At 31.1% G+C, this 17,178-nt stretch carries 16 protein-coding genes; all 16 read left to right on the top strand.

Annotation, left to right across the window (positions count from 1 at the left end):
* The first annotated feature begins 4 nt into the window (after positions 1-4).
* The 16 genes from Q360_RS0114970 (at position 5) to Q360_RS0114885 (ending at position 17,042) form a co-directional block, all read left to right on the top strand.
* The gene (locus tag Q360_RS0114970) at positions 5-1,567 is read left to right on the top strand and encodes an amidohydrolase family protein (protein WP_084273465.1); all 1,563 of its coding nucleotides are present in this window, start codon (positions 5-7) and stop codon (positions 1,565-1,567) included.
* A gap of 533 nt (positions 1,568-2,100) precedes the next feature.
* Positions 2,101-3,549, top strand: coding sequence for an amidohydrolase family protein (locus Q360_RS0114965; RefSeq protein WP_027077802.1), 1,449 nt, complete (start codon positions 2,101-2,103; stop codon positions 3,547-3,549).
* 459 nt (positions 3,550-4,008) lie between these two features.
* Positions 4,009-5,157, top strand: coding sequence for a serine hydrolase domain-containing protein (locus Q360_RS0114960; protein WP_027077801.1), 1,149 nt, complete (start codon positions 4,009-4,011; stop codon positions 5,155-5,157).
* 182 nt (positions 5,158-5,339) lie between these two features.
* Positions 5,340-6,002, top strand: coding sequence for a hypothetical protein (locus tag Q360_RS0114955; RefSeq protein ID WP_051554748.1), 663 nt, complete (start codon positions 5,340-5,342; stop codon positions 6,000-6,002).
* A 320-nt stretch (positions 6,003-6,322) separates the two neighbouring features.
* Positions 6,323-7,243, top strand: coding sequence for a TolB family protein (locus tag Q360_RS0114950; RefSeq protein ID WP_027077799.1), 921 nt, complete (start codon positions 6,323-6,325; stop codon positions 7,241-7,243).
* A 235-nt stretch (positions 7,244-7,478) separates the two neighbouring features.
* Positions 7,479-7,847 (top strand): hypothetical protein, encoded by a 369-nt coding sequence (locus tag Q360_RS0114945; protein ID WP_156950133.1) that lies wholly within the window; start codon positions 7,479-7,481, stop codon positions 7,845-7,847.
* A gap of 230 nt (positions 7,848-8,077) precedes the next feature.
* Positions 8,078-9,163 (top strand): lipase family protein, encoded by a 1,086-nt coding sequence (locus Q360_RS0114940; protein WP_036196131.1) that lies wholly within the window; start codon positions 8,078-8,080, stop codon positions 9,161-9,163.
* Positions 9,164-9,594: 431 nt separating this feature from the next.
* The gene (locus Q360_RS24800) at positions 9,595-9,813 is read left to right on the top strand and encodes a cyclic nucleotide-binding domain-containing protein (protein ID WP_156950131.1); all 219 of its coding nucleotides are present in this window, start codon (positions 9,595-9,597) and stop codon (positions 9,811-9,813) included.
* Positions 9,814-9,868: 55 nt separating this feature from the next.
* Positions 9,869-10,498 carry a DUF998 domain-containing protein gene (locus Q360_RS0114930; RefSeq protein ID WP_084273464.1) on the top strand — a complete coding sequence of 210 codons (630 nt, stop codon included), beginning with the start codon at positions 9,869-9,871 and terminating at the stop codon, positions 10,496-10,498.
* A 755-nt stretch (positions 10,499-11,253) separates the two neighbouring features.
* Entirely contained in the window at positions 11,254-12,381 is a 1,128-nt protein-coding gene (locus tag Q360_RS0114920; RefSeq protein ID WP_036196117.1) for a helix-turn-helix domain-containing protein, read from the top strand.
* Between the two features lie 83 nt (positions 12,382-12,464).
* Complete coding sequence (locus Q360_RS0114915; RefSeq protein WP_027077793.1) at positions 12,465-14,189, top strand: serine hydrolase; 1,725 nt, start codon at positions 12,465-12,467, stop codon at positions 14,187-14,189.
* A 198-nt stretch (positions 14,190-14,387) separates the two neighbouring features.
* Entirely contained in the window at positions 14,388-14,627 is a 240-nt protein-coding gene (locus tag Q360_RS0114910) for a ribbon-helix-helix domain-containing protein (protein WP_027077792.1), read from the top strand.
* Positions 14,620-14,907 carry a type II toxin-antitoxin system RelE/ParE family toxin gene (locus Q360_RS0114905; protein WP_027077791.1) on the top strand — a complete coding sequence of 96 codons (288 nt, stop codon included), beginning with the start codon at positions 14,620-14,622 and terminating at the stop codon, positions 14,905-14,907. Before Q360_RS0114910 ends, Q360_RS0114905 begins: the two co-directional genes overlap by 8 nt.
* Positions 14,908-15,163: 256 nt before the next feature.
* Entirely contained in the window at positions 15,164-15,718 is a 555-nt protein-coding gene (locus Q360_RS0114900; protein WP_027077790.1) for an NUDIX hydrolase, read from the top strand.
* A gap of 188 nt (positions 15,719-15,906) precedes the next feature.
* On the top strand, positions 15,907-16,071 hold the full coding sequence (locus Q360_RS26170; RefSeq protein ID WP_169734659.1) for a hypothetical protein: 165 nt from the start codon (positions 15,907-15,909) through the stop codon (positions 16,069-16,071).
* A 455-nt stretch (positions 16,072-16,526) separates the two neighbouring features.
* Positions 16,527-17,042, top strand: coding sequence for a nuclear transport factor 2 family protein (locus Q360_RS0114885; protein ID WP_027076425.1), 516 nt, complete (start codon positions 16,527-16,529; stop codon positions 17,040-17,042).
* The last annotated feature ends 136 nt before the right edge of the window (positions 17,043-17,178 follow it).

Genomic DNA, 17,178 nt, shown 5'->3' with positions numbered 1-17,178 from the left:
ATTAATGAAACGGAAACTTTTTAGGGTTTTAAAAATAACCTCATTACTAATTATGGGACTAGTACTACTTTTTTTTGCCGGTGTGTATTGGCCGCTTCAAAATCTTGAAGTGCCTGAAATACACGAGACAATACTAATCAAATCGATATCCGTTATTGATATAGAATCAGGAACATTAATTAAAGACCAAGACATAAAAATAACAGGTAATAGAATTACAGAAATCGGAATTTCTGGTTCCGTTAACAGTGCTGATGAAATCTTTATCATTAATGGCCAAGGAAAATATGTAATTCCTGGACTTTGGGATATGCACACGCATTCTAATGTGCATTCTGAATGGCTTCATCATCCTTTATACATTGCAAATGGGGTCACCACTATTAGAGATATGTCTGGGACTCTAGATAAAGAGGATGCCTATTGGGTAGGAAGTAAGACCAGACTGCAATGGAATAAAGATTTACAAAACAAGAAGCGTGTTACGCCTCGATATGTATTACAGGGTAGTTACCAGATAGATGGTGAACAATCGGTTCCAAATGGCGTGCCAAATTTCTTCAAACTAAATAACAAAAAAGATGTTGAACCCTTTTTAGATTTTTATAAAAAAGAACAGGTAGACTTCATAAAAATCTATCAACAGATAAAACCTGAATCTTACAGAGAATTAGCCAAAAAAGCCTCGCAATATAATATGCATTTAGCAGGTCATAAACCCATATTTATAAGCCTAGAAGAAGCTATAAAAGCAGGACAAAAAAGCTTTGAACATGGACGCATTTTTATGTATGATTGCTTTCCCCATGCAGATAGTTTAAGATTGAGTCTAAACTGGCGTAAAAACTATAGTTTGTATAAAAATGAGATGATCGATCAATTTGATGACCGAAAAGCTGAAGAACTCATGCAATTAATGAGTGAAGAAAATGCCTATTGGACGCCTACGCTACAGACTCTTAAATTTGAAGCGAATGCTCATAAAGAGGAATTTTTAAATAATTCAATGACAAAATATATTTCTATAGCAAGAAAAAAACTGTGGTGGTCATTTGATATTTCAGGTAATAAAGAGAGGAATTTGGCTCATCCTAACCATATCATTAGTGAGAAATTTTATGGAAAATCTAAAGAGTTAGTGAGTAAAGCCAATAGTCTCGGAGTACCAATTATGGTTGGCACGGACGTTACAGACTCCTATACGTTTGCTGGTTTTAGTGTCCATCAAGAATTAATAGATTTAGTAGATGCTGGATTATCGAATATCGAAGCTTTAAGAGCAGCAACTATGATCCCTGCTGAGTATGCTAACAAAGAATACGAATTAGGAAGTATTGAAACTGGGAAGCTTGCAGATATGGTGATTCTTGATAAAAATCCATTAAAGTTTATAAGCAATACAAAAGAAATTTATGGAATTATACAAAATGGAATGTATTATGATAAACAAAAAATTGAAGAATTAAAAAGTAGTACTGAGTCTATGGCTTCCAGTTATCATATGAACATTAAAATCTTTTATAGTTTTATTACTAGTGAGTTATTACTTGTACAGTTTAATGATTAGTATGTATTAAACTAAAAAGAACTAAATATTCTTTAGCCTTGTAATCATAGACTTAATAAACACATTGAGTCTATTCAAATGTAAGGAACCAACTAAAAGAATTTAGAGAATTAGTCAATAGAACCAACTATAAAAGCAATGCTCAAAAGACTAGTTCTATGTCAATTTATTTAAGGGTAACTATCTGACAAGATGGAGAAACAAAAGCCAATTGCCAACAACGCATAAAAATAATTACTGGTTTTAGCTTATTTGCGAAAGTCCTCGCAGCCTTTCTATCTGTGAATTATTTACTAAATTTAGTACTTAAATTACGCAACTATTCTCATACAACAACGTTGGTATTGATTGAAGAAGGAGTGCAATTTAAATATCAGAATTTTTTAAATTTACTGAGCTAAAAACAAAATGATTGGTATGAATATTTTTGTAATTATTAAGATTTTGAATTGCTCACTCAATCGCCATTGAAAAAAGTTTATGCATCTAAATAACTAAAGCGACAAAACACTTGAAATGAAGAACTAAAACATATGAAAATAGTCTTAAAGTTTATTGGTATTGGAGTAGGTATACTTTTACTAATTGGTGTAACGAGTTATTTATTTTGGTTCCATAATACAGAAGAACATGTTCTAAAACTAAAACCTTCAGAAGTTTATAGTCCTAATAAAAGTAATAGTTATTTGATAACCAACGCAAATATTATTGATGTTGAAGCTGGTGTAGTCCTTAAAAATAAACACCTAATTATACAGAATGGTGTTTTTAAGCAGATTTTTGAAGGTCAAGTTTCTGATAGCTTAAAAACAATCTATAAAGTTATAGATGCTAAAAACCGTTACCTCATGCCTGGAATGATAGATATGCACACCCATTTGAATAGTGGTGGGTTGATACCACCAGACAAAACTACACGGCCAATGGCATTGGAGCAGTTTGCGCGATATGGTGTAAGCACAATTTTTACTTTAGGCGGACACGGATTTAATCAAGAAATCACGGCAGAACTTATACAAAAACAACAAAAGCATGAAATCGTAGCCCCGATGATTTTAGCAACTGGAAGTATCCTAACGGCACCAGGTGGTTATCCCATTCCATTTGTATCTAGTATGACAGGCTTATCAGAAGATGAAATACATCTTAATGAACAAGGCATATTTACTATTACAGAGGAAACTGATTTGGATGTTATATTTTCTAAAAAGCAAGAGCTTGGCCTAAATGGTGTAAAAGTCATGGTAGAATCTGGTTTAGGAGGTGCTTCAGAAGAACCACGATTATCAAATAAATTGACAGGGAAAATCATACAGAAAGCATCACAATACAAGCTACCCGTTTTTGCTCATGTAACCCGTAAAGCTGACTTACAAGATGCTGTTAATGCAGGCGCAGATGTTATTGCTCATACCATAGAAGATCAGTTACTAACAGGTGCTGAGCCTTTCTTAGAAAAAATGATAAGGGATTCTATCTCTTATACACCTACCCTTTCTGTAGCATATATCTTTCAATACATTAGCTCTGCAAAAATTTTAGAAGACCCTTTTATGATGCAATATAGTTCAGAGAGAACTAATCGCAGCCTTGAAAACTGGCCAGTAAGACAAATGATGGTTCGCAGTTACGGTATTGATATAGATTTGCATAAAGAGAATAATATTAAAAATTTCACGACAATGTATAAGGCAGGTGTCAACATACTCATGGGGTCAGATGCCGGAAACCCTTCAATTATTCCTGGATATAGTGCTCACAAGGAGTTAGTATTTATGTCGGAAGCGGGTATGACCAATGCAGAAGTTCTTCGTTCTGCAACTATTGCTCCTGCTAAATTTTTAAAAATGGAAGATAAAATTGGAAGTATTAAAGAAGGAAAAATTGCTAGTTTCTTGATACTTGATAAAAACCCGCTAGATGCTATAAAAAATTCGCAAACCATCTATAAAGTGATGCTCGAAGGGTATTGGATTGAATAACTCTTCCAAGAGTTTTTGCATTAATTAGATTTTTAGAAAAATGTTAACCATACCATTTTTTATTGTGCAAGCAGTATTTTTAGTCATCGGAATAAACTAGTTAGTAAAAGGAATCTGTTTACAATAAATGGTGCTATTTCATTAGCTGTTTGTTTTGATAACTACAATTTGAATTTTCTTTAAAAATTGGACTTGAGAAAATTTTTAAAAAACAAATAGTGTGCGGTTTTTTAAAAAATGCGGAATTACTCAATCAATGAGGATTTTACAAAATAATATAATTTCTGAAAAACCAACGAAATGCCAACACCGTGTATAATTAATTGCTAGTTCTACGCTACTTACGAAAATCCTCGCGGATTTTCTATTCAGTCTGTATTCACTAAACTAGTTGTTTAATCAACGCAAAAAAGCATACACAAACAGGTTAGCATTAATTAAACGAACAAAAAAGAATAGATGAACAAAATAGTACCAATAGTAATTATTTTATCCCTGACCATATTACAATCTTGTTCTAATAATAAGTTTAAGCAAAATATTGAAGTTAGTAAGACTATTATCAGTTTTAGAGGAAAAGTAAATTCAATTGTCATTAACAAAATGAACCAGTATAATATCCCTGGACTTTCCATTGGATTAATCAGAAATGATTCCATAATTTATACTAAAGGTTATGGTATTAGAAGCATTAAAACGGGGGATTTAGTTACAGAAAATACCATATTTCATACTGCCTCAATTAGCAAGTTATTTACGGCTGAAGCAACCATGAAGCTTATAGCACAAAATGTGATAAAAATTAATGACAAATTGATTGAGATACTTCCTGAGTTAAAATACGATGATAAAAGAGTAGAAGATATTACAATAAAGACTCTTTTGAATCACACTTCTGGATTACCTGATATTAGTAACTATCATTGGGGTAATAATAATCAATCAGATAATAGTCTTAAGGAATTTGTTTTAAAACTTAACCTTAAACTTGATTCTGACCCTTCTACCAAATATGAATACAGCAATTTGGGGTATGATATTTTAGGCTATGTCATAGAAAAAGTCTCTGGTGCTAATTTTGATGATTTTATGAAAGAAAATATTTTGAATAAAAGTGGAATGTACAGTAGTGATTTCAGATATTTCAAAATACACGATTCTTTAAAGACATCTCCACATTCTAAAAGTTGGATTACAAAAAATATATATGAAAGAAAAACCTATCCATATACGAGAGAGCATGCACCAAGCAGTACATTAAATTCTTCTTCAAAAGATTTAAGTAAATGGATGATTTCTTTTCTTAAAACTTTAGACGATTCAGACTTCAATAATAAATTTCCGACAATGATTGAGCCTACTTTTCTTTCAAATCCATATATAGGTTTGGGTTTTCAGTTAAGTGAAATTAATTCAAAAAAAATAATTGGACACTATGGTGGAGATAAAGGATTTAGAAGCTATTTAATAATGATACCGGAAGAAAATATTGGATTAGTTTTATTAGCAAATTGTGACTATGATGAAGATTTTAGACAAGAAATATTACACTCAATAGCAAAATTAATGCTAACACCGTATATAAAACATAGTGTGAGTCATCACTAACACAAAGGTTCGTATATTTTTGTGAAGTCGCCAAATTTTTAAATTTGACAAATTACCAAGAATAAAATAATACGTAAAATTTAAAAATTCGGCTTGTATTTAATTCGAAACAAAACTGCTTTTTAACGGCACTACGTTTCATATACAAGACCATTAGCAACAAGCAAAAAAAATCAAAACTTATGAAATACAAATTTAATCGTAAAATAAAATTTGAACTTAAAAATTTATTGGTCGTTTCAACCACTTTTATTGTTCTATTATGCTTTTCTTGTAAGGAAGAATCCAACTCGTTAAAAAACACAGAAAGTGATTTAATAACGAAAATAAATGCTGTACAGGAACAAGTGATGGCACAAGGAAATATGACAAAAGTAGAGGAACAGGCTTTATTAAGTTTATGTAGCATTGTGTCGCATGATGACGGTTTAGCAACTTATACTACTGATAATAGTATGATATTAAAAGATGTAGAAATGGCGCCAGTGTATAATGGTTGTGAAGAACTCTCAATAGAAGAAACAAGAGAATGTTTTAATAATAAAGTATCAACATTTATTAAGCAAGAGTTTAACTTGAGTGTATCTAAAGATTTAAATCTTTCAGAACCAAAACAGGTAGAAGTATTTTTTATAATCAACGAAAACGGAAATTTAACTGGCATGAAAGTGAGAGATTCAGAAGTAACCGTTCAGGCAGAAATCTTAAGATTACTTAGAAAAATGCCTTTGATGAAACCTGCTACCCACAATGGTGAAAGTGTTTCTGTATTATGTTCTATCATAGTAAAATATGGAAATAATGTAGAAGTTGATGTTGTTTATATTCCTGAAAGACCCGATTAATCTTTAAATAATACTAACTAAAAAAACCAGTTGCCAACAATGGCTATAAGTAATTGCTTGTTCTCGCCTACTTCTGAAAATCCTCGTGGTTTTCAACTTGGTGTGTAGTTGCAAAATTAACTACTAACACACGCAACTACCCATATCCGAGACCGTTACCAAACATATTAACTAAAATAGAGAATTATTTAATACTACTTTCAAATGAGGTTATCCGTAAAAAAAATAATGTTTTTAGTATTTTATTAGTAACAACATACTGTAAATAATTGTGGTTATGCATTTATTATTATTCTGCTAACAATTAAAAAGTTCGAACAATGAAAAAAGTATATTTTATTTTAATACTTGTATGCTCAGTATTTTTAAGTGCCTGTAATACTAAAAATCAGAAATCAAAAGACAGTGATTCACCAACGATAGAAAACCCTTATTTTGGACAGAAGACACCAGGTTTAACTGCTGAAATTTTTGCTCCAGGCATTGTTTCTGTCAATGGAAGATATGACTACGGTATTTCGTTTTCCCCTGATTTAGATGAAATGTATTTTTCAGCAAATAAAAAAGGTGAAACTGCTGATATCTATTTTTCAAAAATCGAAGATAAAAATTGGAAAACGATTCAAAAAGCGAATTTTACCAAAGGACAAAAAGATGCAGAAATGGAACCATTCTTCAAGGCTGACGGTAAAAGAATTTATTTTACTGGGTATAGCTCTGACTATAAGGATGAGGAAATATGGTATGTAGATCGTTTGGGCAATGGGTGGAGCAACGCAATAAAACTTGATTCACCAATAAATGACGATAATGTGATGTATTTGACGCAAGCGAAAAACGGCGACGTTTTTTATGACAACATTTCAAAACGAAAAATGTATTCTTCATCCCGTAAAAATGGTGGGTTTCCAGAAGTGCAGGAGGTTGAAGTTGAAATTGGATCTCACGCTTTTATTTCCTCATCTCAAGATTATTTATTGGTACAAGCTCAAAACAAAGAAGATAAAAAAAGAGGTAGCGATATTTATGTTTATTTTAAGGAAAAAGATGGAACATGGTCAAAACCAATTAACCTAGGAAATACAGTAAATTCTAACTTTGGTGAAGCAGTTCCGAGTGTCACTCCAGATGGCAAATATTTATTTTTTAGCCGATATAACGAAGAAGGTGGATTATCAAATCTTTATTGGGTAAGCACTGAAATTATCAGCAAGTTAAAAATGGCATATTTTAAGAAGTAACAATAAATTTAGCAAACATAATTTTGATACTAACTCAATATACGTTTGGTAACACCATGTATAATTAATTGCTAGTTCTACGCTACTTACGAAAATCCTCGCGGATTTTCTATTCAGTTTGTATTTACTAAATTAGTTATTTAATCAACGTAAAAAATCATATATAAACACGTTGGCAAACATTATAACGCAACCTATTAAAATTAATGCTATATTAAGTACAAAACGTATTCTGATGAAAACATTTTTAGGACTTCTACTAATTATTATAGCAGTGACAGGTTGTTCTCGCGACGATGATAATGTTGTAGATGAGAACACTAATGTAAATATCAGATTATTTAACGAAAGTAGCTTCAACTATGAAAACATAGAGGTTGGAGGTGTGGACTATTTACCGCTAAATCCCGGAGAATTTTCAGAGTATAAAGAATATGAATTGTCTTACAGGTACGCATACATCGAATTGACTGCTGACGAAGTACAATATAGATTGCAGCCCTATGATTTTGTTGGAGAAACGCCTCTTGAAAATGGCAGCTATACGTATAGCCTTAATTTGGATAACAATGGAAACGTTCTGCTTGAATTAATTGAGGATTAAAAAATTGCTTTTAATAAAGCGTAGTGAACACTCAATAAATAGACTTGAAAGGTACAGCTTAGAAAAACGATTTGCCAACAAATCCTATAAACAATACGGGTTTGGGTCTTTACAAATGGCTAAGGCATGTCGAGCAGCAGAGCAAAATAAAAAGATTTCGCTAAATGCTCGTCGGAAAGCAATCGCTAGTTGCTCCCGAACTGTTCATAACTAAAACGTTAACTATAATTATGAGAATTATATTCCTAACAATACTTTTACTCCTAATCAATTTCAAGGGGGGCAGTCAAGTTTCTAAAATAGAGCCTGGATTTTCTAAAATAGAATATGCTGAGTTATTAAAAATATCTACAAGACAAAGTGATTCTCTCTACAACAAAGAGCTACCTGCTCCTGAGAAATTCAATAGGATTTATATATCTCAAGTCTTAGGTTTAGATAATAGATGGGAACTATGGACATCACCAGATTCGATAGCAGCAATAAGTATTCGGGGAACAACGTTAAAAACAGAGAGTTGGATAGAAAACTTCTTTGCAGCAATGCTTCCTGCATCAGGAATAATACACCTTAGCGATAACCAGATTTACAAATATCACCTAAGCAATAACAATAGAGCTTCTGTACATGCAGGTTGGCTTATTGGGTCTTTGTGTTTATTTCAAGATATTTTACCAAAAATTGACTCCAGCCTAAGCAAAGGTATTAATGACTTTTACATCATTGGGCATAGTCAAGGAGGTGCTATTTCTTATTTGCTGACTTCTATGCTATACGATTTAAAAGCACGAGACATCAGATATAAAAATTTGACAATCAAAACTTACGCAAGTGCCGCACCAAAACCAGGTAACCTATATTATGCATATGAATATGAAGCCTTGACACAAAAAGGATGGGCTTTTAATGTTGTTAATTCTGCTGACTGGGTTCCTGAAGGTCCATTTTCTATTCAAACAACAAATGATTACAATACGCTAAATCCTTTTAAATATGTAGATGAAGCCCTTAAAAAAACTTCGTTTCCAAAAAACATTATACTTAAACACGTTTATAATCAACTGGACAAGCCAACTAAAAAAGCCCAAAATAAATTTAATAAAAATCTTGGACAGCATATGGCTAAACAAATTCAAAATTACTTCCCCGATTTTAAATCACCAACTTTCCAAGAAAGCACAAATTATGTGCGAGTTGGAAAAACAGTGGTTTTATTTGCAGATAAAGAATATTACAAGGTCTTCCCTAATAATGAAGGTGAAATATGGCAACATCATAAATTTGAAGCATACTTTTATTTACTTGAAAAGCTATAGTTAACATTATGTGAAAAGTATTAAAACAACTTTTTACATTAAACGGTAGCAACAAGGCTGAAAAACAAAAGAACCTTATCGAAAGTTTAATAAACCATATTATCAATTTTATCCCTGTTTCAAACGAGCTGAAAATTCGTCTTGAATCAATTTGTGCTATTGAGATTTTTCCCAAAAATCATTTTCTTCATAAACCTCAAAGAATTTGTTCAACTACCTATTTTATAAATAAAGGACTTACAAGAATTTACTATAAAAAAGGAGACAAAGAAATTACAGACAACTTTTCAGCAGAAAATGAATGGATAACTTCGATTTATAGCTTTCTTCAAAACATTCCCGACTATTTTCATATTCAAACTTTAGAAGAAACAGAACTCGTGAAAATTTCCTTAGCCGACCTCGAAGAATGCTTTAAAGATTTTCCCGAAATGGAAAGGTTTGGGAGAATGCTGATTTCAAAACTCTTTTTGGAACAATCAGAACGTATCATCTCACTTCAGTTTAACTCTGCAAAAGAACGCTACCAATTCTTTGAACAATCCTCAAAAAATATATTGCTACGAGTGCCACTTGGAATGTTGGCATCCCATTTAGGAATGACACAAGAAACATTAAGTAGAGTTAGGTCGACAAAAGGCACTTTTTGATTTAAATCAAATTTAGGAACTGTTATTATCAATACCTTTCAACACAAAAATCAAAATGACATACAAATCTTATGGAGTAATCGGAATTGTAACACCTATAGTGTTTTTGACTACCTATTTAATTATGTCATCAATTCGTCCAGAATATTCAATGTTTACAAAAGCTATTAGTGAGCTTGGTTCGCTCGATGCGTCGAATAAATGGTTGTGGAATTCTTTCGGCTATATTCTTACTGGAATTTTAATTGCTATTTATGCGATTGGACTTTATAAAAATATTGCTGTCACAAAATCAAGCAAATTACCTCTTTATGGTATTTTATTGAGTGGTGTATTTATGGCTATATCGGGAATATTTCCAGGCGATTTTAACAACCGACAATCAACCACAATGCTTTTGCACACACTTGGTAGTTTCGGCAGTTACATTTTCTTTTTAATTGGTGCTTTTACCTATCCCAAAGTGATGAGTAAAACGGAATACTGGAAAAACGCAAAAACACCGACTTTAATTTTTACTTATTTAACGATTGTATTCGGAGCTTGGGTGTTTATATTTCCAAATATGCCTGCTCTTGGACAAAGAATTACATTCTTATTTTATTTCTTATGGATTACTTATACAGCAATTAGACTATATAGGCAACCGAAAGAAAACCCAGTTGCTAACAACGTGTATATTTAATTGTTAGGTTTTCACCTACTTGAAAAATTCCTTCGGAATTTTCTCTGGTTCGTTTTCTTCTACTAATTTATTTGCTAGCCAACGCAACTAACCATACACAAGACCGTTAGCGGTAATATGTGGTAAGAAGTAAGATAATCTTCGGGGCTTTCCCTTTTTTGCTGCTTACCCTATAAAAGACCTACTCATTTCGCAAACAGAACGTTTATCAGAGCAACATAAAATCTACGGTACCAGTTTCATTGGTTTCTCTTTTAAGTGTGGCCTAGGCTTTAAAAATAGCGCAACTTTCGGGGTCTTCCCTTTTGCCGCCACAACGCAAGTGTTGCGTAATCAATATCCAGACGGACTTGTGGCTTGCCGGTATTTTTAAACGTTCTATACCTCTTAATTTTTCATGTCTGCTTAGGTGTAACGCTGCATGTTAAAAGCGGCAAAATCTAAGGGTAATATAGGAATAGCTTGTCTTTTAGCGTTTGGTTCGGGTTACATAAAACCGCTAACAAGACCTATACGTAATGCGGGGCTTGGTCAATATCAAAAGGTTTGCGTATTTTTAGGAGGTACGCCAAAACAGTTTGATTTGGCATTTAAAACAAAAAAATAAACACAAAAAAAATGCTTTAGCTAAGTGTAAAGTACGGAAGATGCGTACTGCTCTGCTCCCGCACTACCCATACCTTAGCCGTTAGCAGTAATTAAAAAACCTAGAACATTGGAATATGATTCTCAAAAATTTATGAAAAAACTTATTAATGAATAGCGACGTATTACTTCACTACTCAAATATTCTATTGATTTTCACATCGCTTTTCTTCGCGTTTTTCTTAATTACGGTAAAATCAGAAAATAAAATAGGTAATATTTTAGTCTCGCTTTTTTTAATTGTTAGAGCAATCGATATTATCCCTTCAACTTTTAGTTCTATCAGTTTAAGCCCACTTGTTGATATTCTAAGAATGGATATTGGTAGTTTTTTTCAATCTCCTTTATTATTTTTATTTACACTTTCAATAGTTTATTCAGATTTTAAACTTACCTCAAACCATCTTATTTGTTTTAGTCCATTTATTGTAAGCACTTTAGCTTTACTTCCAGATTTCTATTTAGCTAATACAAGTGAGCAGTTATCATTTTACAATAATTATACACATACTTTTCAGGGTAAATTTTCGTACACTTTAGCTCATTTACAAAGTATTTTTTATATAATAATTACCTTTATTTTACTTGTAAAGTATAAAAAAATTGTGCTCGAAAACTTTTCAAAAAAACACAGTAAAAACTACAAATGGTTATTTCAAATGAATATTATTTGTTTAGTATTGTTTATTTCTGCCTTAGTAAAAAACATATATAGATTTGGTAATCATTTTGGGTATATCACTTCTTTAAGGCTAATAAGTTCCTTGATAATGCTAGGCTTTTCGTGTTGGCTAGTTCTAAAAGCACTGTATGCTCCAGAATTATTTAAAGGAATCTCTTCAAAACTGAAATTAGCATCTGTTTTAATAAATGAAAAATCTATTAAAGAAATAGAACTTTTAAATACTCAAAAAGTAAAAATTGAGGAATTTATGATTCAAAAAGAGCCCTTTTTGAATCCTGAATTTACCATTAAAGACTTAGCCAGTCAACTAGGAATGAATGAAAGAGAGTTGTCAATTTTAATAAACACTCAATTTGGTAAGAACTTCTACGAGTTTACTAGTGATCATCGAATAAGTAAAGCTAAAGAAATATTAAAAGATAAAGGTTCTTCAAATCTTACCATATTAGAGATTCTATATAAAGTAGGATTCAATTCAAAATCTTCGTTCAATACCATCTTCAAAAAAAACACAGGAGTAACACCTACTATTTTTAGAAAAAAAAATTCATAAAAAGAGTTCGAATAAATTATTCGAACGTATAATTCACTTTTATACCTGTTTTTTGTGGTCTAATTAAATCATTATTTACAATTATGAAAATTTTTAATACGTTATTACTTTTAGTCTTTTTTACACAACTAGGCTGTTCTCAAGAAAAATCTTCAAGCTCTTCAACGTTTAAAGAATCAGAAATAGATAACTTATTATCTTTTTTTCCTAAAGATGAACCTGGAGGCACTTTTTTAATTGCTCAAAAAGGAAAAATCCTTTATAAGAAAGCCTTTGGAAAAGCTAATCTTGAATTAGATATCCCAATGAAATCAGAAAATGTAATGGGAATAGCTTCTGTTACCAAACCTTTTACAGCTATGGCTATTCTAAAATTGGTTGAAGAGGGTAAAATATCATTAGAAGACCCTTTATCAAAGTTTATTGAAGATTTTCCAAATGGAAATACAATATTAATAAAACACTTAGTGTCTCATACCTCTGGACTGCCTTATTTCAGTTTACACGATCGAGGAGAGCTTGAAAAAGAAATAAAAGAAGGCGATAGTCACTCTATTTCTAATCATTTTGCTAACAAAGAACTTAAATTCAAACCTGGAGAAAAATATGATTATAGCAATGAAGCCTACGGATTATTAGGTTATATAATTGAAAAAGTAACCAAGCAAAAATACGATGAGTATTTAAATAGTACTTTCTTTACTCCTTTAAAAATGAAAGACACTCAATTAGAAAGTTTTAAAAAAGTAATAAAAAATAGAGCTACGGGTTATGATTCTTTTAATAATGCTCCTTATGAAATAAAACAACAAGAAAAAGATGATATTTCACATTATTCATTTGGTGGATTAATGTCTTCTGTAGATGACTTATATACTTGGTACAAGGCAATAATTAATTATGAAATACTCAACAAGTCTTCTATAAATAAAGCTTTAATACCAATTAAATTTAACGATGGAATCATTGGTAGAAATGGACTGGGTTGGTTTTTAGGAAACTTAAACGGAAATCCGTATATTATTCATAATGGACTTACTTGGGGATATGGTGCTGTAGTTATTTATTTTCCAAAAGAAGATTTATTCATTGCTCATCTTCGTAATTGTGGATACTGTAAATACGATAGAAATTTATCTTATCAAGCACCTATGAAAATGGCTTCAATTATTTTAAACTCAGAATATTTGAATATAAGTAATAATGTAAACATCAAAAAATTTGAAGGTATTTATACTTCTAATTTATCTAATGATAAAATTATCATAGTTGAAAAAAGTCAATTATTTATTAAAAATGATGGAAACTACACTCCTTTAAGTTATATAAAAACGAATACTTATTTTTCTGAAAGAACTAATGAAACCCTAATATTCACAAATAAAGGGCTAGGTGTATTAAGAGGAACATCTATCTTTTTTGAAAAATCTAAAAACAAACCTAAAAAACCTTTAAGTTTCTTTTTAGAAAATGAACTACAAAGTATAACCAAAGAAAATTTAATTCCCTTAAGTTTAAATAAACTTAAAAATGAAAATTATGATGCTAATGAGTCTAATTTAAATAATTTAGGCTACTCATTAATTCAAAAAAGAAATTTAGACCTTGCTATAGAAATATTTAAATTAAATACAGAACTTTTTCCAAAATCTGCAAATTCTTTTGATAGTTTAGGAGAAGCATATTTTCATAAAGAAGATTTTAATAGTGCCCTAAAAAATTACCAAGCAGCTATAAAGTTACATCCTAGCAGTAGTACTTCTAAATTAATGATAAGAAAATTGAAAGAAAATTATTTAAAGAACTAATGCCAACACCGTACAAAATTAATTACTTTGGTTCTGGCCTATTTAGAAAGGTCCTCGCTGACTTTCTATCTGTGAAATATTTATTAACCTTAGTGCTTAAACACAGCAACTAATCCTGCACAACACCGTTGGCAACAATATCGCAAAATTTGGAATTGGTTCGTATTTGGTGTAATTTAGCATCAAAATATATTTATTATGGCTAGACAAAGCATATCGTTTACGGTACCAAATGATGAATGGTTAAAAACACAAGTAGACAATCAAGAATACTCGAGTAAAAGCGAACTCGTTAATGACTTAATTCGTCAAGCAAGAAGCCAACAAATCGAAATTGACTGGATTAAAACTAAATTGGAGAAAGCTGAAGATAGCGGATTTAGCAAGGATAGCAAGGAGCAAATCTTAGCGCAATCCAAGTCTATACTAAATGATTAAGTATAGAATAAGCAACGACGCTAAAGACGACCTTATTCGTATTCATCGGTACGGAGCCAAAAAATTTGGAATGCAACAAGCGGACAAATATTTCGAAACATTTTTTGAATATTTTGACATAATAGCTAAAAGACCGTTTTCATTTGAATCGGTCGAGCATATAAAAGAAGGATACCGCCGATGTGTTTGTGGTTCGGACAGCATTTACTACAAAATAAATAGTGATACCGTTGATATAATCGCGATTGTTGGAAAACAGGATTTAAAAAATATACTTTAAAGTACGAACGTAAAAATACTGTTGCCAACAGAACCTATAGGCAATGTGGGCTAAGGTGCTAAATCGAAAGGTTTGTGCATTTTTATGAAGTCGCAAAATCTTTAGGATTTTACTTTAGACAAAAAAATAAATTAAAACAAAAAGATTTTGCTAAGGGCTATGACAGAATGGGAATTGCTTCTCTGCTCCCGCACTACTTATAGCTTGAACGTTCTAAGTCATTTAAGAAAAACCGTGATTAAAATAAATAATATTTATGAAAAAATTAATTTTGCTGTCATTTATCATCCTTTTTGGACTAAAATCATTTGCTCAAGAAACAGGAAATGATAGTTATACAATTCAAAGATTATTAATCTACAATCAAAAAGGAGAAGTTTTATTGGAAAAAAATGATTTCGGATGGATGACGCCTGCATTAAGACACAATTCTCAAACAACTATAAAAGATGGACTTATGAATTTAGCGTCTGAATATGGAGTGAAAATAAATAGCCCTAAAATTGCTGGAATATTTATGTTTATGTCTGACTACAAGCCGATTTCACAATTTAGACAACATTTTAGTTGTAATATCGTCGATGGAGAACTGAAAGTACCCGAAAACAAAAAAGATGCTCAATGGTTTTCAATAAGTAAAGCAATTGAAATGATGTCGCTACTAGACACGAAAGCACCGCTTGTTATAAGAGATATGACAAAACAATTATTATACTATCCCGAAATAATTTGGGGTGGAACATTTCTTTTGAGTAAAAAAGATGGAAAAATAACCTATAAAACTTCAGAGGAATTTTATCCTTTGAAATAAAAAACGCCATAGAACACCGTGTAAATTTAAATGCTTGCTTCTAGCCTACTTACGAAAGTCCAAACGGACTTTCTATTTGTGATCTATTTATTAACTTCATTATTTAAAGTTATAACTAAACTTACACAAACATGTTGTAGGTAATTGAATACTAAACTATAAGTAATCTCAATCAAATAAATTCAAAAATGAAAAATATACTGATTATAAGTGCTATAATATGGGCTGTTGTAATTCTTTTCGCTTCATATCTCTACAGTGATACAGAAAATTACACATATCTATTTGGTGTATTATTAGTTGCAGCAGGATTACAAAATGCACTTATTTATAATGCGCTGAAAAAACAATAGTTGGTGAAATAAGCCCTTTAGATCTTCCATGTTGATACAATGCAGAATAATACGAAATCCACTAGATTAGTCCTACTAATAAAATGGAAATAACCGTATTCATACGTATATCTGTACGTTGTAAGCAATAAAAATTACTTAGTTTTTTGCGTTCCATATATATTCGTTCTGTACAACAGAGGCTATATCTATATATTTTTTATCCCATAACATTATTGCTATTACTATTAAGCAAACACTTACTGGTACAGAAATAATTGTTGCTATTACTTTAAATAAAAAATTAATTAAGTGTATCATAATCGCAATTTTAAAAGCGTACAACATTATATAAAGTTAATACGCTATGATGGTCAGTACTTTTATTTAAAACTTTTTTGATAGGCGTACTAACCTTATACCCACCGTTGTAGGCCATTTAAAACCATTTATATTAACCATAAAAATTCACAATAATGAAAAAATTAACTCTGACAATCCTGACTCTAGCAACTTTATTACTTGCATCGTGTGATACAAAAAAAATAGAAGTGTTAAGTGACCAAGATAAAGCAACTATTAAAACGGAGGTTGAAGTAGTAATTAATCAAATTATTGAGAATAGTGAAGCTGGAAATTTTGAAAAGGCAACCGAACCTTACTTAAACAGTCCTGAATTTATTGCCATTAGCAATGGAGTAGTTGCTGATTATACTGGTTATATAAAATCAAATAAAGAATATTTTGGTGCAGTGGCCCATCAAAAGTACAATGAAACCAACATTCTATTTACATATATTGACAAAAAGAATGTCATTATGACTTATATTGGAACAGGACATGCAACATTTAAAGACAAGCAGCAGTTCAAAATAGATCCATTTGCAGCAACATTAGTTTTTAAAAAGATTGATGATTCGTGGAAAGTAACATACTCTAATGAATTTGCAACTATTACTCCTGTTGCCGAGGATTCAACTAACACAAAATAAATACACGGCCTACAACAATGTATATAAAAAATAGGCGAATTAGTACTAAAATCAAAGGTTTTGGTTCGTATCAAACTTTGTGCTTAAACGAAAGTTTCGTGCTTTGTAATCGCCTACTTTTCATATACTAACCGTT

This window comes from Maribacter antarcticus DSM 21422 (assembly GCF_000621125.1).
GTDB lineage: Bacteria > Bacteroidota > Bacteroidia > Flavobacteriales > Flavobacteriaceae > Maribacter > Maribacter antarcticus.
Note: the sequence above shows the minus strand (reverse complement) of the source record. Positions and strands in the feature narration are given on the sequence as shown.

Excerpts from the sequence above, each read along its gene's own strand:
- Q360_RS0114905 (WP_027077791.1), top strand. The coding sequence starts at position 14,620 with ATGATTAAGTATAGAATAAGCAACGACGCTAAAGACGACCTTATTCGT.
- Q360_RS0114950 (WP_027077799.1), top strand. The coding sequence starts at position 6,323 with ATGAAAAAAGTATATTTTATTTTAATACTTGTATGCTCAGTATTTTTA.
- Q360_RS0114955 (WP_051554748.1), top strand. The coding sequence starts at position 5,340 with ATGAAATACAAATTTAATCGTAAAATAAAATTTGAACTTAAAAATTTA.
- Q360_RS24800 (WP_156950131.1), top strand. The coding sequence starts at position 9,595 with ATGGAAAGGTTTGGGAGAATGCTGATTTCAAAACTCTTTTTGGAACAA.
- Q360_RS0114915 (WP_027077793.1), top strand. The coding sequence starts at position 12,465 with ATGAAAATTTTTAATACGTTATTACTTTTAGTCTTTTTTACACAACTA.
- Q360_RS0114900 (WP_027077790.1), top strand. The coding sequence starts at position 15,164 with ATGAAAAAATTAATTTTGCTGTCATTTATCATCCTTTTTGGACTAAAA.
- Q360_RS0114940 (WP_036196131.1), top strand. The coding sequence starts at position 8,078 with ATGAGAATTATATTCCTAACAATACTTTTACTCCTAATCAATTTCAAG.
- Q360_RS0114960 (WP_027077801.1), top strand. The coding sequence starts at position 4,009 with ATGAACAAAATAGTACCAATAGTAATTATTTTATCCCTGACCATATTA.
- Q360_RS0114970 (WP_084273465.1), top strand. The coding sequence starts at position 5 with ATGAAACGGAAACTTTTTAGGGTTTTAAAAATAACCTCATTACTAATT.
- Q360_RS0114885 (WP_027076425.1), top strand. The coding sequence starts at position 16,527 with ATGAAAAAATTAACTCTGACAATCCTGACTCTAGCAACTTTATTACTT.
- Q360_RS0114910 (WP_027077792.1), top strand. The coding sequence starts at position 14,388 with ATGGCTAGACAAAGCATATCGTTTACGGTACCAAATGATGAATGGTTA.
- Q360_RS26170 (WP_169734659.1), top strand. The coding sequence starts at position 15,907 with ATGAAAAATATACTGATTATAAGTGCTATAATATGGGCTGTTGTAATT.
- Q360_RS0114945 (WP_156950133.1), top strand. The coding sequence starts at position 7,479 with ATGAAAACATTTTTAGGACTTCTACTAATTATTATAGCAGTGACAGGT.
- Q360_RS0114920 (WP_036196117.1), top strand. The coding sequence starts at position 11,254 with ATGAATAGCGACGTATTACTTCACTACTCAAATATTCTATTGATTTTC.
- Q360_RS0114965 (WP_027077802.1), top strand. The coding sequence starts at position 2,101 with ATGAAAATAGTCTTAAAGTTTATTGGTATTGGAGTAGGTATACTTTTA.
- Q360_RS0114930 (WP_084273464.1), top strand. The coding sequence starts at position 9,869 with ATGACATACAAATCTTATGGAGTAATCGGAATTGTAACACCTATAGTG.